16 protein-coding genes and 1 pseudogene are annotated in these 18,413 nt (G+C 34.7%); 13 read left to right on the top strand and 4 right to left on the bottom strand.

The window, feature by feature from the left end; all coding sequences use genetic code 11:
• Positions 1-21: 21 nt before the first annotated feature.
• Complete coding sequence (flgH, locus tag DMC01_RS07925; protein ID WP_142693704.1) at positions 22-717, bottom strand: flagellar basal body L-ring protein FlgH; 696 nt, start codon at positions 715-717, stop codon at positions 22-24.
• Positions 718-814: 97 nt separating this feature from the next.
• Between flgH and pta the strand changes: the two genes are divergently transcribed.
• Together pta and DMC01_RS07915 are read left to right on the top strand one after the other, a co-directional pair.
• The gene (pta, locus tag DMC01_RS07920) at positions 815-2,266 is read left to right on the top strand and encodes a phosphate acetyltransferase (RefSeq protein WP_142693703.1); all 1,452 of its coding nucleotides are present in this window, start codon (positions 815-817) and stop codon (positions 2,264-2,266) included.
• Positions 2,267-2,278: 12 nt separating this feature from the next.
• Positions 2,279-3,463, top strand: a complete 1,185-nt coding sequence (locus DMC01_RS07915; RefSeq protein WP_142693702.1) for an acetate kinase — start codon at positions 2,279-2,281, stop codon at positions 3,461-3,463.
• A gap of 1,622 nt (positions 3,464-5,085) precedes the next feature.
• Here the strand turns inward: DMC01_RS07915 and DMC01_RS07910 are convergent.
• Complete coding sequence (locus tag DMC01_RS07910; RefSeq protein ID WP_142693701.1) at positions 5,086-5,682, bottom strand: outer membrane beta-barrel protein; 597 nt, start codon at positions 5,680-5,682, stop codon at positions 5,086-5,088.
• Between the two features lie 498 nt (positions 5,683-6,180).
• On the opposite strand from DMC01_RS07910, the gene glyS reads away from it, so the two are divergent.
• From glyS to DMC01_RS07895, 3 genes are all read left to right on the top strand, one after another.
• Positions 6,181-8,172: a glycine--tRNA ligase subunit beta gene (gene glyS, locus DMC01_RS07905; RefSeq protein WP_142693700.1), complete on the top strand. Its 1,992-nt coding sequence runs from the start codon at positions 6,181-6,183 to the stop codon at positions 8,170-8,172.
• A complete protein-coding gene (gene pgp3 / locus DMC01_RS07900) occupies positions 8,169-9,200 on the top strand; it encodes a peptidoglycan metallopeptidase Pgp3 (protein WP_142693699.1) in 1,032 nt (343 codons plus the stop codon). Before glyS ends, pgp3 begins: the two co-directional genes overlap by 4 nt.
• 311 nt (positions 9,201-9,511) lie before the next feature.
• Positions 9,512-9,790 carry a hypothetical protein gene (locus tag DMC01_RS07895; protein ID WP_142693698.1) on the top strand — a complete coding sequence of 93 codons (279 nt, stop codon included), beginning with the start codon at positions 9,512-9,514 and terminating at the stop codon, positions 9,788-9,790.
• Between the two features lie 29 nt (positions 9,791-9,819).
• On the opposite strand, the pseudogene DMC01_RS07890 reads toward DMC01_RS07895, so the two are convergent.
• Positions 9,820-10,428, bottom strand: a pseudogene (locus tag DMC01_RS07890) (hypothetical protein); the annotation flags it as partial.
• Between the two features lie 550 nt (positions 10,429-10,978).
• Between DMC01_RS07890 and DMC01_RS15165 the strand changes: the two are divergent.
• The 8 genes from DMC01_RS15165 to DMC01_RS16640 all read left to right on the top strand — a co-directional run bounded on the left by DMC01_RS15165 (position 10,979) and on the right by DMC01_RS16640 (position 15,891).
• Positions 10,979-12,310 carry a T6SS effector amidase Tae4 family protein gene (locus DMC01_RS15165; RefSeq protein WP_246059127.1) on the top strand — a complete coding sequence of 444 codons (1,332 nt, stop codon included), beginning with the start codon at positions 10,979-10,981 and terminating at the stop codon, positions 12,308-12,310.
• Positions 12,307-12,768, top strand: a complete 462-nt coding sequence (locus DMC01_RS07880) for a hypothetical protein (RefSeq protein ID WP_142693697.1) — start codon at positions 12,307-12,309, stop codon at positions 12,766-12,768. The genes DMC01_RS15165 and DMC01_RS07880 overlap by 4 nt, the downstream gene beginning before the upstream one ends.
• A gap of 107 nt (positions 12,769-12,875) precedes the next feature.
• Complete coding sequence (locus DMC01_RS07875) at positions 12,876-13,094, top strand: hypothetical protein (protein ID WP_142693696.1); 219 nt, start codon at positions 12,876-12,878, stop codon at positions 13,092-13,094.
• Between the two features lie 283 nt (positions 13,095-13,377).
• Positions 13,378-13,827 (top strand): hypothetical protein, encoded by a 450-nt coding sequence (locus tag DMC01_RS07870; protein ID WP_142693695.1) that lies wholly within the window; start codon positions 13,378-13,380, stop codon positions 13,825-13,827.
• 9 nt (positions 13,828-13,836) lie between these two features.
• A complete protein-coding gene (locus tag DMC01_RS07865; RefSeq protein ID WP_142693694.1) occupies positions 13,837-14,634 on the top strand; it encodes a T6SS effector amidase Tae4 family protein in 798 nt (265 codons plus the stop codon).
• Positions 14,635-14,647: 13 nt separating this feature from the next.
• Positions 14,648-15,046: a hypothetical protein gene (locus DMC01_RS07860; protein WP_142693693.1), complete on the top strand. Its 399-nt coding sequence runs from the start codon at positions 14,648-14,650 to the stop codon at positions 15,044-15,046.
• A gap of 521 nt (positions 15,047-15,567) precedes the next feature.
• Entirely contained in the window at positions 15,568-15,708 is a 141-nt protein-coding gene (locus DMC01_RS16645; RefSeq protein WP_427846109.1) for a hypothetical protein, read from the top strand.
• A gap of 33 nt (positions 15,709-15,741) precedes the next feature.
• A complete protein-coding gene (locus tag DMC01_RS16640; protein WP_427846108.1) occupies positions 15,742-15,891 on the top strand; it encodes a hypothetical protein in 150 nt (49 codons plus the stop codon).
• 311 nt (positions 15,892-16,202) lie between these two features.
• Here the strand turns inward: DMC01_RS16640 and DMC01_RS07850 are convergent.
• On the bottom strand, positions 16,203-18,413 hold a 2,211-nt coding region (locus DMC01_RS07850; RefSeq protein WP_142693692.1), incomplete at its 5' end, for a DUF2972 domain-containing protein.

Genomic DNA, 18,413 nt, shown 5'->3' with positions numbered 1-18,413 from the left:
GCAAGTTAGGACAAACTTGCTTTAATAAGGCCAAATGGTTTCAAAGAATCTTGTTCCCCAAGGCTTTTTGGTGGTTCTTGCAACCTCGCCCTCTGTTTTGTAAAGGATCTTTGCATCTGCTATGAAGCTACTATTTATGGTGTTATCCTGTCCTATGTCATAGGGGCGAATGACACCTGTAAGCTGGATGATCTGCTTTTCTCCGTTGATTAAAAGCTCTCTTGAGCCTTCTATGAAGTAGTTTCCATTAGATAGGATCTTAATCACCCTTGCTGAGATGGTGGTGTTGAAATTTTCATTTCTAGTTTGAGCTCCTTGTCCTGTGTAGTTTGAGGTTGAATTTGCTTGAAAGCCTATGTTGGAATAATCATTAACTATGTTAGCAACGCTACCCAAAACCCCACCTGCTGTTAGGGTGGCACCTCCTAGATTTGTGTTATTTGTCTTTGTGGTTGTTTTGTTTGCCTGGGTTGTTTGAGTGGTGCTTTCTTGTATGATAACAGTTACTAGATCATTGACATTCATAGCCTTTTTATCGGAAAACAAAGGATTATCTCCCTTGCCAAACAAAGACCCTGGCGCAACTTGGACATTATCGCTTTGCTTTGGAGGCAGCTCCTCCACATAGGCTGGGGGCTTCATACTAATTTGTGGCTCACTTGTTGCTCCACAGCCTAAGAATACAAAAAGAAACAAAGAGGCTAATAAAAATCTCATTTTTTATCCTTATTAAGTTTATTTTAATTTTTAATTTGTAAAATTGTATCAATCAAAGCAAAAGAAGTTCCAATTTTAACTTTTAAAAGGAGAATTTATGAAGAGTTTGTATCTCATTCCTAGCAAAGAATCCTCTCTAAATGACGAGCTTAAAGCCCTCCTAGCAAAAAAGCACAAAAAACTAGCAGTTTTTTCACCCATAGTTTCAGATGCTTATAAGGGCGAGGTTAATTTTAGCTTTAAAAAAACAGAGGCTATTAGGGCTTATGCTGGCGATAAAAATGCCTTCTTGGCTAAGATTATAGCGGATTTTGAAGGACTTAAAAAGCAAAATGATCTTGTTTTTGTAACTGTGCTTGAAGGACTTGATGCCTTTGGAAATTTAGAGTTTAATGTGGCACTTGCAAAGGAGCTAAATGCCCCACTTTGTGTGCAAACAAGTAGCGAAAACAAAGATCTTGTAGCCTCTTATCTAAAAAGCAAACTTGGCAATGCTCCATTTTCTTTGATAACAAGCAAAGAAGATCTTGGTGAAATTGATAAATTAAAAGACTACGACTTCATAACCCCCAACCGCTTTCGTTTCGAGCTTACACAAAATGCAAAAAAAGACAAAAAAACAGTTGTTTTACCAGAAAGCGATGATGATAGGATCATCGAAGCAAGTGCCATCTTGCTTGAAGAGGATGCAGTTAAGCTTATCTTGCTTGGGGATGAAAACGATGTCAAAGAAAGAGCAAAGAAGCTTAATGTGAATTTAAAGGGGGTTGAAATTTTAAATCCTAAAAATTCCTCCTTAAATGATGAATTTGCCAAAACTCTTTACGAGGCAAGAAAGGAAAAGGGACTAAGCGAGGATGAGGCTAAACAGCTAGTTAAGGATAGGACCTATTTTGGAACCCTTTTGGTGCATACCAAAAGAGCAGATGCTATGGTAAGTGGTGCTTCTACGACAACGGCTGAGACCATTCGCCCTGCCTTGCAGCTAATTAAGACAAAAGAGGGAGTTTCTGTTGTATCGGGTGCCTTTTTTATGAGTTTGGAGGATAGACTTTTATTTTTTGCTGACTGTGCCGTTACTCCTAATCCAACCCCAGAACAGGTAGCAGAGATAGCCTACACAAGTGCTATCACAGCCAAAGCCTTTGGCTTAGAACCAAAGGTAGCCATACTTTCATACTCCACAGGAGAAAGCGGAAGCGGGGTAAGCGTAGATGCCACAAAGGAGGCTTTAAAGGTGGCAAGGCAAAGATACCCAGAGCTACTTGTAGATGGTCCCTTGCAATTTGACGCGGCAATTGATCCTAAAACAGCAAAGAGCAAGATGCCAAATTCAAAGGTAGCAGGCGAGGCAAATGTATTTATCTTTCCAGATCTAAATGCAGCCAACATAGCCTACAAGGCCGTGCAAAGAACAGCAAATGCCATAGCAATAGGTCCTGTTTTGCAAGGACTTAAAAAGTCTGTGAATGATCTAAGTAGGGGATGTTTGGTTGATGATATAGTAAATACTGTGATTTTAAGTGCAATTCAAGCAAAAGATAATTAAAAAGGAGAAAAAATGAAAATTCTAGTGCTAAATTCGGGTTCTAGCTCGATTAAATTTAAGCTTTACGACAAAGAGGTGCCTGTTATAACGGGTCTTATCGGTAAGATTGGAGAGCATAGCTCACAAATTGTTATGAAGGATCTAGTCAATAACAAGGAAAAAACCAGCGATGTGCCTGTGCCAAATCACAAGGCAGGCGTCAAGGTCATCAATGAATTCCTAGGCGAAACAGGCATAGTCAAAAGTCTGCAAGAACTTGACGGTTGCGGACACCGTGTAGTTCATGGTGGTAAAAACATAACAAAACACTGTATCATAGATAGAGAGGTTTTAAAAGAGGTTAGAAGAGTTTCTGTAATAGCTCCTCTTCACAATCCTGCAAATCTTGTTGGAATTCAAGCCGTCATCGAGGCTGCACCAGAGCTTCCAAATGTAGCTGTTTTTGACACAGCCTTTCACTCAAGTATGCCAGATTATGCTTATATGTATGCTCTGCCTTATGAATTTTACGAGGAAGAGGGTATAAGAAAATACGGCTTTCACGGAACCTCTCATTCTTATGTAAGCAAAAAGGCGGCTGAATTTTTGGGTATAGAGTATTCAAAATTCAATGCTATTACAGCTCACCTTGGAAACGGTGCTAGTGTTTGTGCTATAGAAAATGGCAAGTCCATAGACACCTCAATGGGACTTACTCCCTTGGAAGGGCTAATGATGGGCACAAGGTGTGGAGATATGGATCCTGCTATCATTCCTCACTTGGTTAGAATCACCCACTTAACAGCTGAAGAGCTTGATGTTATAATGAATAAAAAAAGCGGTCTTTTGGGAATTTGCGGTAAAAATGATCTAAGAGATGTAGAAAGCTTGATTAAAGAGGGTAACAAAAAGGCTGAGTTGGCCCTAAATATGTACACTTACCGCATACTTAAATACATAGGCTCATACTTTACCATTTTACCACGCACAGACGCTCTTATCTTCACAGCAGGGGTTGGCGAGAATTCACACAATATACGCAAAAAGGTTTGCGATAAACTAGCCCATCTTGGCTTTGAGCTTGATGATGGTCTTAGCCAAGGAACAAGCGGAAAGATAACAGTAGTTAGCAAGGCAAATTCAAAGCAAAAGATCCTAGTCGTGCCAACAGACGAGGAGCTTGAAATAGCTATCACCACTCAAAATCTAATCAAATAATCTTTGTCAAAGTGTTTTTAACACTTTGGCTTTCACAAAAAATTAAATTCAATTAAACTTACAAAATTTTTTCTTATAAATTTTAATCAAGACCCAATTAAATTTAATAGGATTTTCTCTTATAGATTTTAATCAATTTTAACTAGAACTTTGCTCTAATTTTTTATCCTTAATGTTATTTCCTTGTAAGTGAAGAATAAAATTTTCTCTCTTTAATCCACGACATTTAGCAAGTTTAAATTTCGCAAATCCAATTTTTACTACGCAGTTGCAAGAGACGAAGTAGAAGCATTCACAATTTGCGTTGCTATGATTTGACTTGAAAATTCACACCACTCAAAATCTAATCAAATAATCTTTGTCAAAGTGTTTTTAACACTTTGGCTTTAACAAAAAATTAAATTCAATTAAACTCAATCAAGCTTACTGAAATTTTCTCTTATTGGCTTTCATAAAGTTAGTCTAAATTCAAATTGGCTCAATTAAACTTAAATTTAATTAAAAGCTTTTTAAGTTAATGCCTATGAAAAACAAAGTTTCGTTTGCAAATTTCGTCAAATATAAGGGAAATTGTGAAATATTTTTCGTTTAGCTTCACTTGCAACTTGGTAGCAAAATAGACTATGCACAGCATAGATTAAGCAATTTTAAAACAAATTTTATACTTAAAAGAAATGAAATTTAGAGCTAAAAAAAGCCAAAAATGGACCTTGTATAAGATCTTGTTAGTAATAATAAATCAAGCACTTAGCTTAGATCTAGCCTTAAATCTCATAGAATGCCCTCAACATTAATAAATTTGGCTCAATTAAACTTATTAAAATTTTCTATTATAAACTTTAATAAATTTGTCTCGAAATACTTTAGTAGTATCTTCTCTTATTAACATCAATCAGCTTTAATAAAAACTTACCCATAAAATTTTTTGTGCCACTAAGATCTTTTTTATGTAAAGTGTAAAATTGCAGCTATTGAATTTAACTAGACAAAATTTAGCAAGTTTAAATTTAAATTCTACTTTGCAGTTACAAGAGACGAAGTAAAAACATTTGCAATTTGTGTGCTGTGGTTTTGCTAACTTGCAAATTTGTTTTGTTATGTTTTACGCACTAAGGTACCCTTGCTCCCAAAAAAAAAAAAAAAACAAGAGAAGTAAAAAAATCCACCAAGCCATCATAAGCCTTCTAGCTGTAAATTTCACATTCTCCAAGCTCTGCAAGGTCCCTTATGATAGGCAATAATTCTTTTGCAAAGCTATGTTTGATGCTTTGTGTATAAACGATAAGCTAATATTTTAGCATTTGCGTATAAATTCGCACGGTTTTGTTTTAACTTTCCTTCTTGCAAGGTTTAAAATTCAAAGCACGAAGCAAAATACACCCGCCTTTTGAAAATTCAAAGCAAGAAGCAAAATACATCCGCTTTTTGAAAATTCAAAACACAAGGTAAAAGCACAGATCTTTGTTTGCAAACTACACATTTGGATAAGACTGTGTTAAACTAGTAATTTGCAAACAAAGCTTGTTTTTATATACCTAATTTTTCAAAAACCTTTGAATTTAAGCTAAAATAATTCCTTGCATAAGACAGTTTAGCCTTATGCAAGATAAGCTCGTACTTACCTAAAAAGAAAAGGTGTAGCGAAGTCCTACTTGATAAGGCTGTGAAAGCTTTAAAGTTGCATTAAATATTTCATCTTTTTGTTCAACAAAGCCTATGCGGCTGTAAAGCTCTAAGCCGTGAGCCCTAGCTATATTTGCTCTTAGACCAAGGTTAAGCCCTACATCAAAGCCACTTACTGTAATACTGTCATCTTCCTTGTCAGAATGATGAGTATAGCCTAGGCTAAGCCCAGCAAAGACACCTAAATCGGCACTAGAAGATGAAGCGAAGTTATAAAGTGCATCGATGTTCACATTAGCATTTATGGTATTAACCTTATTTCCATCCTTCTCATAATCACCGTTATCAACTAGCCCATAATAACGAAGTCCAAAAGTGTCGCTAAAAAACTGCTTGTAACCAGCAACAAAGCCGTATCTAAAACCCGATAGCGTATCGCTACCACCCTCCTCGCCAACTTCTGGCTCTGCTATGTTAGCTTTGGCATTCAAGCCTCCATAGCCGCTCTGAATACCCACAAATACACCACTTTCCTCAGCCACCACGCTAGTAGCAACCAAACCAGCCAAAACTAGGCTTAACGCAATTTTTCTCATAAAAAGTCCTTTAAAGTGAATTTCTTAGCAAAACTAAGATGCAACATTCTACCCCCCCCCCCAATGAAGAGTAAATGAAGTGAATTTTTTGAGCTTTTTTTGGTATTTTTGAGGTAATTTTGAAGTAGTTTTAATTGTAGAGCTTTTATAAAAAGAACTTATCTTTGTTCGTATTAGAGCGTGCTAAGTAACTAAAAATTCATCATATTAAGGCAAAGCCAAGATATGTCAACTTTTAAATAAAGTTAAGAATTATTTTTTGCCTTAAGCACTCCTTATAAGCTAGCAAGTTGCTTTCTTGCGAAAGCTCAAAGCATAGCTTCTTTATAAAACAAAGCTTCTTTGGTAAAGTGTGGATTCTTTAACAAAAGAAGTTTTTTTAGCAAAATGAAAAATTTATGTGATAAATCAAGCTTTTTTTGAAAGATACTCAAATTTCTTAAACTTTTTTGAAATAAATTTAAGCTAAAATATTTCTTTTATTATGAAAGAAAGATTATGAAAAGATTACTTATAGAAATTGGCGTAGAGGAAATGCCTGCCATCCCCTTACTTAAAGAACTTAAAAACATAGAGCTAAAATGGCAAAAAGTGCTTGAAGAGTATCACTTGCAAAGCGAGTTTAGCTTTTTTTACACCCCAAGACGCTTAACGCTTTTACACGAAAAATTCAAAGAAAAGCAAGAGGATAGCGTGATTGAGCTTATCGGTGCGCCAAAAGAAATTGCCTACAAAGATGGCAAACTCACACAAGCAGGGCAAAGCTTTTTGCAAAAAGCAGGTATTAGCGAAGATGAGCTTGAATTTAAAGAAATCAAAGGCAAGGAGGTGCTTTATCATCAAAAAAAGCAAGTTGGCAAAAAAAGCGCCGAGCTTTTGGGTGAAATGATAGAAAAATGGCTTAAAAGCTTAAACTTTGGCAAGAGTATGCGTTGGGGCAAGGGAGAGTTTGAGTTTATCCGCCCTCTTCGCTCGCTAGTTTGCATTTTGGGCGATGACTTGGTTGAGTTTGAAGGCTATGGGCTTAAAAGTGCAAAAAAAACTTTCATTCACCGAAGCGTGAGCTATGACTTGGCTGAATTTAAGGGCATTAGCGAGTATTTTGAATTATTAGAAAAAAACTTTGTGATTTTAGAGCAAAATAAAAGACGTGAGAAAATCTTGGCTGAATTTAAAGAGCTTGAAACCAAATTTAAGATAAAAATCGCCAAAGACAACGAGCTTTTAGACGAGGTGGTGGCAATAACTGAGTATCCAAAGGCACTTTTAGGTAGCTTTGAGGCTGAATTTTTAGACATTCCAAGCGAGGTCATCATCACTTCGATGAGGGATAATCAGCGTTATTTTGCCGTTTTTAAGGACGGCAACTTAGCAAATAATTTTATAGTAGTGGCAAATGCTGTGTGCGAGGATTATAGCAAGATTATAGCAGGAAATGAGAGGGTTTTAAGGGCGAGATTAAGCGATGCTATGTTTTTTTGGCAAAATGACTTAAAAAGCGGTTTAGCACCTGACAAACTTGGCTCAATGCTTTATTTAGAGGGCTTAGGCACACTTAAAGATAAAATAGAACGCGAAAAAAAGGTCGCTTATGCACTTTGTGATATTTATAAAAGCGATTTTAAGGAACTTTGCATAGCGATAGATTACGCAAAGGCTGATTTGCTTACAAGTATGATTTATGAATTCCCCGAGCTTCAAGGCATTATGGGCTCTTACTACGCTAAGGCTCAGGGCTTTAGCGAGAAAATATGCCTTGCGATTAAGCAGCAGTATCTGCCAAATAGCGAAAATAGCCCCTTGCCAAGTGCTGAGTTTTCAAGCATAGTAGCCCTTGCAAACAAGCTTGACAGTCTAATGGGGCTTTTTTCTTTGGGTAAGATTCCCACAGGCACGAAAGACCCTTACGCTTTAAGACGCGCAGCAAGTGGGGTCATTAAAATCGCCTTGAATTTAGGACTTAAATTTGACTTGTGCGAGCTTTTATCTAAGATCGCCTCAAATTACAAAGAATTTGATTTAAAAAGCCTTGAAAATTTTATCTTTGAAAGGCTTTATACCCTTTATGAGGCTAATGCTTCTTTCATAAAAGCCGTTTTAGCCTCAAAAAATAGCGATTTAATCCACATTGATAAAGCCATTAAAGCCTTGATTGCTTTGAGTGCCAAGCCAAATTTTGACGAGAAATTCAGCACATTTAAGAGGCTTGCAAATATCGCTGTTAAGATAAATTCAAGCCTTGATGAAAATGCCCTTGTAGAAGCTGAGGAAAAGGCACTTTACAAGGCATTTAAAGAGCTAAATTTAAAGGCTGAGCCTGAATTTCTTTTGGAAAAACTCTTTGCATTAAAGCCTAAAATTGATAGCTTTTTTGACAAGGTGATGATAAATGTAGATGATGAGGGCTTAAGAACAAACCGCCAAGTGCTTGTTTATGAGATTTACAAGGCGTTTTTAAGTGTAGCAGACATTAAGGAGCTAAGCTTATGAAAAAAGTATTTTTTGTCATTTTTGCCTTGTTGGGGCTAGTTTTTGCTGATGTAAGGGCTGAAAATTCAGCCTATCAAGCAAATCAAGGTGAGAAAAAAGCATTAAATTCAGCCTCTCAAACAAAACAAAGCTCTACAAAACAAGAAAGCACTAAGCAAAAAGCCCCCGCAAGGCAAGCAAATTCAGCCCAAACTAAGATAAATTCAAGCTCCGATTTTAACTCCACAAGCAAGCAAAATTTAAATATCAGCAAGGGACAGGTGCTTTTTTTAAGCTTTGACAAGCAGGGTTTAAAGGGCATTAGCTCTACAAGCAATCTTTATAAAAAGGAACAAAAACATAAATTCTTTGCCCATCCAACAAAGGATAATAAGGTTGTTTTGGTGTTTAGCTCAGCCTACAAAAAGCCCATCAAAAAAGCCAAGATCACAGCCCTTTACAAAAGCGGACAAAGCCTAAAATATGATCTTTTGGGAAATGAGGGCTTTTATCCAAAGGAGTTTTTAAAGGTAGATCAAAGCAAGATCACACCTCCAAAGGAGGTCTTGGCTAGAATTGAAAAGGAATTAAGCGAAGCAAATGCCGTTTATGCCACCTACACGGATGAGAGCTTGTTTGATGGCAAGTTTATCTTGCCTATAAATTCAGCCATCACGAGCAAATTTGGCACGGCAAGGCTTTTTAATCAAACGCTTGCTAGCTATCACAGTGGGGTGGATTTTAGAGCCCTTGTTGGCACTCCCATTGTAGCGGCAAATGATGGCATAGTGAGAATCGCCAAAGATCGCTACTATGCTGGTGGCTCTATCGTCATAGATCACGGACATAAGATTTTCTCACAGTATTATCATTTAAGTGAGCTTAAAGTTAAGGTAGGACAAAAAGTAAAAAAGGGCGAGGTCATCGCACTTAGTGGAGACAGCGGACGGGTAACTGGAGCACATCTTCATTTTGGCATCTTTGCTGGTGGCACTCAAGTCGACCCACTTGACTTCATAGAAAAATTCAATGCCCTCTTTGATGACTAAGGCTTTGTGAATTTGGCTTTTGCAAATTGATGCTTTTTTGCAAAGGCTTAATTGAACTTAAAGCAAGTTTAAAAGGCTTTTAAACTAAGTCCTATGAAAAACCAAGAACCGTTTGCAAATTTAGAAGATATAATTTAGAGAAATTTTAAGATATTTTTTACTTCACCTTTCATACCTCTTCCCTTTGAAAGAAATCATCGATTTGGAGGCGAAAAAGCCTCTAATTTTGTCAAATTCCTCAACAAAATTTGTGCAAAATTTTCAAAAAAATTCACATTTTGATAGCCAAAGAATGTCCAAGGCTTTCTAAAATGAGTGCTGAGATTGAAGTTGATAAAAGCTACTTTTTGCTTCCTTGCACTTGCAACTGTGATTACAAATACAAGATGTGTGAGCTAACCGTGAGCGTGGGGTTGACATGTCTGTGTTTTTACTTCGTGCTACACACTCGTACCATTGCGAAAATGTGCAAAGGCACAGAGTCAAACATACTAAATTTGAAATGGGTGAAATCATATAGGCGGAATAAGGAATGTTTTTGTTTCGTGCTCTTGCAACTGCTTAGTAGGAGTTTGCAAGGTTTAGCTTAGCCAAATTTAATGGCTAAAAGAAAAATGGCTCAAGATACTTTAATAGGATTTTCCCTTATCAACTTTAATAAAATTTGATAAAGATTTTGTCTTAATTGCGCTTCTTTTAAGTGAAGCACGAAATTTTTTTAGCCATGAAATTTGGCAAGTGTCAACTTTGCAAAGTCCTAGAAATTCACAATTTCGTTTATGTGCTTGCGTCTCTTTGCAAACTAGTTTTTAGAGTGTTTTACCCCATAATGTGCCTTTGCTCCTTCTTGCAAAGGGAGGGGTCTAGCGAAGTAAAAAATCCACCAAGCCATCATAAACTTTGAAGCTCTTCTGAAATTGTGGTATTTTTTACATCTGCAAAATCCCTTATAATAGGCAATAGCTCTTTGGCGGAGCAAGTGTTTGAGTATATAAACTCGTGTGATTTCGCTTTAACAAGCCTTTTGCTTGCAGTTGCAAGACGAGTAGCACGAAGTAAAAACACAGATGTTTTCTTACCAGCCCCACTCCCACGCTTACCACGCACCCTTTTTGCACCTTCTACTACGCAGTTGCAAGACGAAACGAAGTAAAAAATAACTCTCACCCTCTTCAATCTCACCACTCATTTTAGAGATTCTTTCGCACTCTTTTGCTATTAAAATCTTGCTGCACTATCCTATTCACATAAGGGCGAGAAGCCTTACAAATTTCAGTGATTTTTTCGTCTCTAAATCAAGGCTTCTTGCAAAGTTGCAAGACGAGTAGCACGGAGTAAAAAAATACTTCAAAATTCATTAGATTTCTTTTGAGACAATTTGGGAATGAACCATATATTTGTTTTTCATTTTGCCCTTTATACTTTAAAATGATATTATATCAAATTCAAGTATCTTAAGCCTTATACAGTTACTCTTAAAAACTTCTTTATATGCTACAAACTTGACCTTTTAAGGCTTATTTTTAAAAATATTGCTTTGTAGCCTTTTGTGGTGAAAAAATTTAAAAAATTCATGCAAGGAAGTTGATTTATAATTTGCTTTTAACTTGAAAAAATATTTAAATTCTTATAAAATTACAAGATCTTTTGTCTAAAATCGATACTTTTTTAGAAAAGAAGCAAGAATGATCAAGTATCCTAAGTGCCAACATAGCACATAAATTAAGCGAGCTTTGTTAAAATTTTGTTTATAAAATTTGAAGGTGTGAGGAGCCAAGATGTCAACTAAGCCAAACACAGCCTACTTAATAATGCCAAAGAACAAGCCCTACACCCTACAAACTACCTTAAAGCCAAATAAAATTTACAGCTGCTTTGGAATCAAAATAAGGGTTAAAGAAGAAGTAGATACTTTTAGTAATGAAGGAAACTTTGAAATTCACATAAATAGTATAAATTTAAAAGAAATTGAAAAAGAAAGCAAGGGAAAAATCACAAAATACACGCCAATTTTTTGTTACAATCAACACTCACAAGAAACAAGCGTAGCAAAATTAGAAGATAGCACTATTACCATAAGAACAAATTTAAGTGAAGATCTTATAAATCAAGCAAAAGAAGGCTTAATTAAGCCTTGCTTTTTGAATTTATCCTTTATTCCCTTGACAAACAAGCACAAGGCAAATAACAAAGCCTCGCAAAAAATTCAATTAACAAGTGATGATATAAATAGAGGCTATGTAAATGTTGAATTTAAGCTACCTTTAAAGCATTTAGGAGAATGGGAGGGGATTAGAACTAGCAAAATAAAATCATTGCCACAGTTATATGCAAGTAATGATAATATGTCGTTTAGGGATTTTGTAAAAGAGCAAGAATGGAACAAATTTAAGAGCTTTTATCTTAATATACATGTAATAAATAATAATGATAGAATAGAGTCTAAAAATAGAATAGAACAAGAAAAAAATAGATTAAACAATTGGATCAATAGCAAAAATAATATTTTTGGATATAAAAAAAATGATTTTATTGACGCCGAAATAAGATATTATAAAATTAAAGGGGCTATTTATGAATTATTTATGAAGAGTCCATATCAACGCATAAATACTTGTACCGTAAGACTAAGTAAGGCACTGAGTGATTATGGAATATCTATTAAAAGGCTAAATGGTATGGAATTTGCTGATTTGGCATATGCTGGTAAAAATACTCATAATGATAGGATTTTGATAAAAGTTAGAGATATGATAGCATTTTTAAAAGCAAATGAAAGGTTTGGAAAGCTAGAAGCATATTCAAAAACCAACTATACAAATTTTTATCACACATTTTATAATGAATCTTATGGCAAATTAGTGTCAAAAAAGAAAATATTAAATCAAAAACGAGTTGATGAAATACGAAAAGATAATCAAGAGTTTCACACAAATTTAAGTGGCAAAAAAGGCATTATAGCTTTAGAAATAGAGGCTTTAGGCGATGCTTTTGGACATATAACACTATGGGAAAATGATAATTTTGTGGATCAAAGCAATTTTTTGCCTGATACAAAAAGGGAATATGTTTTTGTAAAAACACTTTATTTTTGGGATTTTCTAGGATGAAAAAAATATTTTGCTTTTTATTGTTATGCTTTATGTCTAGCACAAATGCTAATCCCTTTACCTTAGCTGATACTTATTCTTGCACTAAAAGTGGCATCACAAAGCAAAGTATTGCTGAAAGCTTATTTATGCAAAATCCTACAAAATATTACAAGAGATGGGCTTTAGCTCATTGCTTACAATATACTTCAAATGTTGATATAACTATGAAATCAGGCTGTGGTACAAAAAAGCCACAAGATATAATAAACATAAGTCATATAGATAATATGACAAGACTTGCAGGTGATGAGCTATTATATGAGCTAAAAACATATATGAACAAGTATTATAGTGTTGCTGTTGAGTATGAACATAAGGGCTATTTGAATGGTTGTTTTGATTGGATATATGAAGATAAAGAATTTGACTTAGAATTAAAACGCATAGTGAAAAAATACTGCAAGGACTGCAAGTAAATTCACATAAATTTAGCATATAATTTATGTGAATTTAAATAGCACATAAAATAAATGAATTTTTGCTAAAATTCTTTGTATAAAATTTGAAGATGAGAAAGGAAAAGATGTTAACTAAGCCAAACACAGCCTACACCATAATGCCAAACCAAGCCTACACCTTACAAACAAGTTTAAAGCCACACAAAATTTACAGTTGCTTTGGAATAAAAATAAGGGTTAAAGAAGAAGTAGATACTTTCAGTAATGAGGGAAACAATAATGGCAAGTTTGAAATTCACATAAATCATATAAATTTAGCGGGCAAGTTTAAAATTCAAGTTTGAAATTCACCTAAGTGGTATAAATTTAAAAGAAATTGAAGCTCAAAGCAAGGGTATAAAGTTAAAAGATTTAGAAAAAGATAGCAAGTGTATAAATTTAAAGGAAAAAAAAGAGCAAAGGCAAGATCACAAAAGACACGCCCATCTTTTGCTATAATCAACACTCACAAGAACTAAGCATATTTTGTTACAATCAGCACTTAAACAAGCAGATCAAAATTAGAAGATAGCACTATGAGCATAAGGACAAATTTAAACGAAGATCTTATAAAGTAAGCAAAAGAAAGTGTTTATAAATCAAGCAAAGCAAAATTTAATCAAGCCTTGCTTGTTGAATTTATCCTTTATTCCCTTGACAAATAAGAACGAGGCAAACAACAAAGCCTCACAAAAAATTCAATTAACAAGCGATGATATAAATAGAGGCTATGTAAATGTTGAATTTAAACTACCTTTGAGGTTTTTAGGGGAATGGGAGGGGATAGAAAGGACAAAATCGCGAGTAGAATCTAAAGAAATCCTTGAAATGTATTTTAGTTATGGAAAAGAAATGATAAAATTAGAGGGCAAAAATACACGGTTTACAAAAGATCTTAACTTGCATTTAGCTACACAAGCTTACAACAAAGGCGATCTTATAAACATAGAATTAAAACACAACAACCAAACATTTAACATGCAAGCTACAATAGATGAAAATGGTAAATCTATCATAAAAAATGTATTTAATGATTAAGGAGTGATTATGAGCGAGTGTAAAATAATAGCTAGAGTTGGTAATAAAAGCATAGAAGCAAATGTATGCAGACCTAATTTTGAAGAAGTGCTAACACCTTATGTGGAAATTACGGATACTGGTATTGATGAATGGGTAACAGGATATAAAATCGCTTTGCAACAATACTATAATAAACAAATTACGCAAGAACGGCTTGATCTAGAACTAGACGAACTTTATTATGCTAGGTCAGGTCAAATCTACAAAAAAATTGGCAGTGCTTTATTTAATTTCTTTAACTCTAGTCCAAAAAGTCTCTACAATACTTGTGCCACAAGAGTAAGTTATGCGATAAATCATAGTTTTGTGCCATTTCACAAAAATCCAAATAGTAGCAAGCTAAAATCTGATGGACGGTGGAAAATAAATGGTTCTTACTACTATATATCCGTCGATAAGCTTATAGAAGCCTTAAAAATCATTTGGAAAGAACCAAAAGCTTATGGTAAAGGCTTTGAAAAAGTATTACAAAAAGAGCATTCAATGGATTTTCATATATCTATGGTAAGCAAGGATGAAAATAGAAAATTGTTTGAAATACTCAAATCTTTTGATAAAAAGGGCGTTGTATCAATGAAATTGCAAGGAAACCGTATTAGACATTCAACGCTATGGGATGTAGATGGATTTGTGGATTTCAAAATGAATGATAAGCTTGATGATGATATAAAAGAAACATATTTATATGGATATGATTATTTAAAAGACCCAATAAGTAATTACAGCAAATATATAACTGATTTTTATTTTTGGGAGCTAAAATAAAGGAGTTAAAGTAATGAATAAGAAAATCGTATTGTATGTATCGATCGCGTGTATGGTAAATATTTTAATGGCAACAGAAGGTTATAGGATGCTTATATATAAACAAGGCGAGGAGCTTGAAATTTACAAAAAAGAGGGCAAAAAGTATTATAAATTTTGGGGGCTTGATTATTGTTTGGGATATTCCAAAAAACTAAGATCATATACACTTGAAGCTAGACGAATAGACGAGCAGAATGCACTTTTACGAAATGTGGTAGGAGAAGAGGCATTTGAAGAATTGAAAAATTATATTGATAAAAATGTTAAATTTAAAAACTTGTATTTTTGTATAAATATGGTATATGATTCTAAAGAATATGAAGATGAAATAAAACGCATAATTAAAAAATACTGCAAGGACTGTGAGTAAAGCTATGCCTAAGCTAGCACAAGCTTTGCGTGCATTGAAAGAGTGTGTAAAATAAGCGAATTTTTGCTAAAATTTTGTTGATAAGATTTAAAATTAATAAAGACTAAGATGCCAAGCAACAAGCCCTACACCCTACACCTTAAAACCAAATACAGCTCAAAAACAAGCACTTTTAATCTTTTAAACTAAGATCTTTCTTTGAGAATTTTTGCTAAGTTAAGCTGAATTTAAAAGGTTTAAAATCCACACGAAAACAAAAAAAGATGGTTCAGATAACCTAAACTTTAATAAAGGAGTTTGAAGTTATGATTTTATCAATGAAAAACAAGCATATGTGTAATTCCCAAATTTCGCAGATATGATTTAAGGAATTTTGAAGTATTTCTGCCTTGATTTAGAGGCAAAAAAATCGCCAAAATTTGCAAGTTTTCTCGCCCTTGCGTAAATAAAATAGTGCGAGAAATTCGCATTTTACCCTTAAAAAGTGTGAGAAAATTAGCAAAAAGAAGTTTATTTAAAAAATGAGTGATGAAATCGAAGCTGATGAGAGTTATTTTTTACTTCGTTTCGTCTTGCAACTGCTAGCAGAAGGTGTAAAAAGAGTGCGTAGCAAGCGAGGGTGTGGGGCTGGCAAGAAAACACCTGTGTTTTTACTTCGTTAAGCATCTTGTCCCTCTGCGAGAAGGGATGCTAAAATGCAATCGCACGAGTTTATACGCTCAAACACTTGCTCTGCCAAAGAGCTATTACCTATGATAAGGGACTTGATGGAGCTTAAAGAAAGTGAAATTTACAGGAGAGCTTCAAAGCCTACGGTGTCTTGGTGGATTTTTTGCTTCGTTTGACTCGCAACTGCATAGTAGAAGGAGCAAAGGCACATTACCGAGTAAAACACTCTAAAAACGAGTTTGCACACTCATGAAATCATATCAATGCAATTGTGAATTTCTGGGGACCTTACAAAGGCTAGATTAAGGGGTTTCACGGCAAGGGAATTTTTCTACCTTCATTTGAAGGAGAGTGAATTTCGATCTAATGTCAAGGTTAAAAACGAAAATTTGTATAAAATTTTATTAAAATTGATAAGATAAAATCCTAGGTCATTTTAGCTAAAAGTATCAATCGTCCTTAAATTTTTATAAAAACAAACAAGATCTTAGGCATCTTTCTCACAGATCCTTTGAAAGTGTTTATAGGCTGTGAATTTATCCATAAAATGAGGAAAATTATTTTTTATATAGTTTAACTCCCTATCAAAGATCCTTTTATAAAATTCTCTTTTATCCTTGTTTTTACTCATATAATCAAGTATATCTTTTTCTGTGATTAAACTCTTTCTAATCCTTGCTGTATAGCTTCTAGCAGCCTTTATATAGCCTCTTAAATAAGCCTTTGTTTGCTCATAAAGCTTGATGTTTGCCTTTAATCTTTCTAGCTCATTTTTGGCTATGAGTATTAAAAGCTCAGCCTCATCTATAATGATCTTTTGGGCAAGTTCCTTGCCTAAATTCACAAATTTCTTTTCTTCCTTGCTTAAATAATTTTTCAAGGTTATGATAATCTCAAAGCCTCCCTCCTTGCTTAAGGAGCTTGTATTTTCAAGCATCTTCTCATCATTACGGACATTTTCTAGATCATCCTCATGTACATATAAGGTAATAGGCAAGGTAGTCAAAGCACCCCCATTTAAAAAGCTCACCCTATCCTTAAAAAGTTCTTTATTTGTGGGCTTTTTGAATTTAAGCTTATTTGCAAGCTTGCATACTGTGTCAAAGGCATTGTTTGCATTTAGCTGGTTAAATTCTATTAAAACAAGCTCACTAATTCTATCTTTGATTAAATTCAAAGGAGAATCGCTTAATAATCTAGTATAAAGAAAGGATACCTCATTTGGCTGCTCTAAGCCCTTAAAAGAAGGTGTGGCCACCTTGCCAAAATAAGTACAATTAACAAATAATCTCTCATAAGCACTTGTGAGATTAAATCTTTTCATTATGGGGGTAATGGGTAGATTGTTTATGTGATTTATGATAGTTTTCATGCGAGATATGGGATCCCTTGCTACATACAAACAAGGCACCTTCTTTGTGATGAGGTTTAGTAGTTTAAGGACTTTTTGATTATCTGGGTTTATTTGTGTTTTAAAATCATTGCAAAATTTTGGATACAAGATGATCGCTTCTACAACCAAGCTTAAAACCACAAAGGCATCTTTTTTGTGTGAGCTTAAATAATCATAAGATCTCACATAGCATAAAAAAGGTTCACGTCCTACCTTATCATGTACTCTACAATCACAAGCTTTTAAAAAGGCTATCATAGCACCAGCACCACTTGCTCCGTTGGTAAGAAATATGAGCTTGTAGTTTGTTGGCAAGGGCAAGTTGAGCTGCCAAGCAAGAGAGGCTGGAATCTTTTCATAGCTTAAATCAGGGTTTTTGTATTTGCTTTTATCATTTGAGAGGATTTGAGGTTCGCTTTTTGAGAGGGCTTGAGTTTTTAATGCGGCTTGAATTTCATCCTTTGAAGAGGCTTGAGTTTTTAATGAATTAGTGCTTGAATTTTTTGCTAAAGCTTGTTCGTTTTTGCTGTTTGAATTTGTCAAAGCCTCAGCTTTGTTATCTCCCACAGCTTCATCTTGTTTGCTTGAATTTGACAAAGCCTCATTTTGTTTGTAGGCTAAATTTGAAACTTCCTTATTTGATTGAGTTGTATTTGTTGCCAAAGCCTCATTTTCTTCGCTTGACTTATTTTCAGCTTTTGCAAACCCCTCGCCCTCGCCCTTTGAATTTGCCACAGCCTCAGCTTTGCTACCTGACAAGGCTTCATCTTTATTGTTTGAATTTAACAAGGCTTCATCCTTGCTAACCCCATACTTAAAGTAAGCCTCGCCCTCGCCCTTTGAATTTTCCAATTTCTCGTCTTGCTTGTTGGCTGAATTTTGAGCCTTTGCAAGAGTTTCATTATTGCTACTTGAATTTATCAAAACTCTATCTTGCTTACTTGACTTTGACAAAGCCTCAGCTTTGTTATCTGCCAAAACCTCATCCTTCTTGCTTGAATTTCCCACATTCTCAGCCCTGCTAGTATCGCCCTTGCCCTTTGAATTTGCCAAGCCCTCAGTCTCAAAAGAGTCCTCTCCATTCAACAAAGCAGGATTTAAAAGCGGAGGATAGGGGTGGTCTGTGTCAAGGTATTTTTGCTTAAACTCAGTTGAGTTTAGCCAGGTAAGCACCTCCTTTGGATGCATAATGATAAAATCCAGAAGTTCATTGCTTAAAACAACTTTTTTGCTTTCAATTAAGGCACAAAGAATCTTTAAATGCTTTGAGTTTTTAACTATGAAATCAAGGCTAGTTTGAGAGAG

It is taken from the genome of Campylobacter troglodytis (assembly GCF_006864425.1).
GTDB lineage: Bacteria > Campylobacterota > Campylobacteria > Campylobacterales > Campylobacteraceae > Campylobacter_D > Campylobacter_D troglodytis.
The sequence above is the reverse complement of the archived record's forward strand: the minus strand, read 5'-3'. Positions and strand labels throughout refer to the sequence as shown.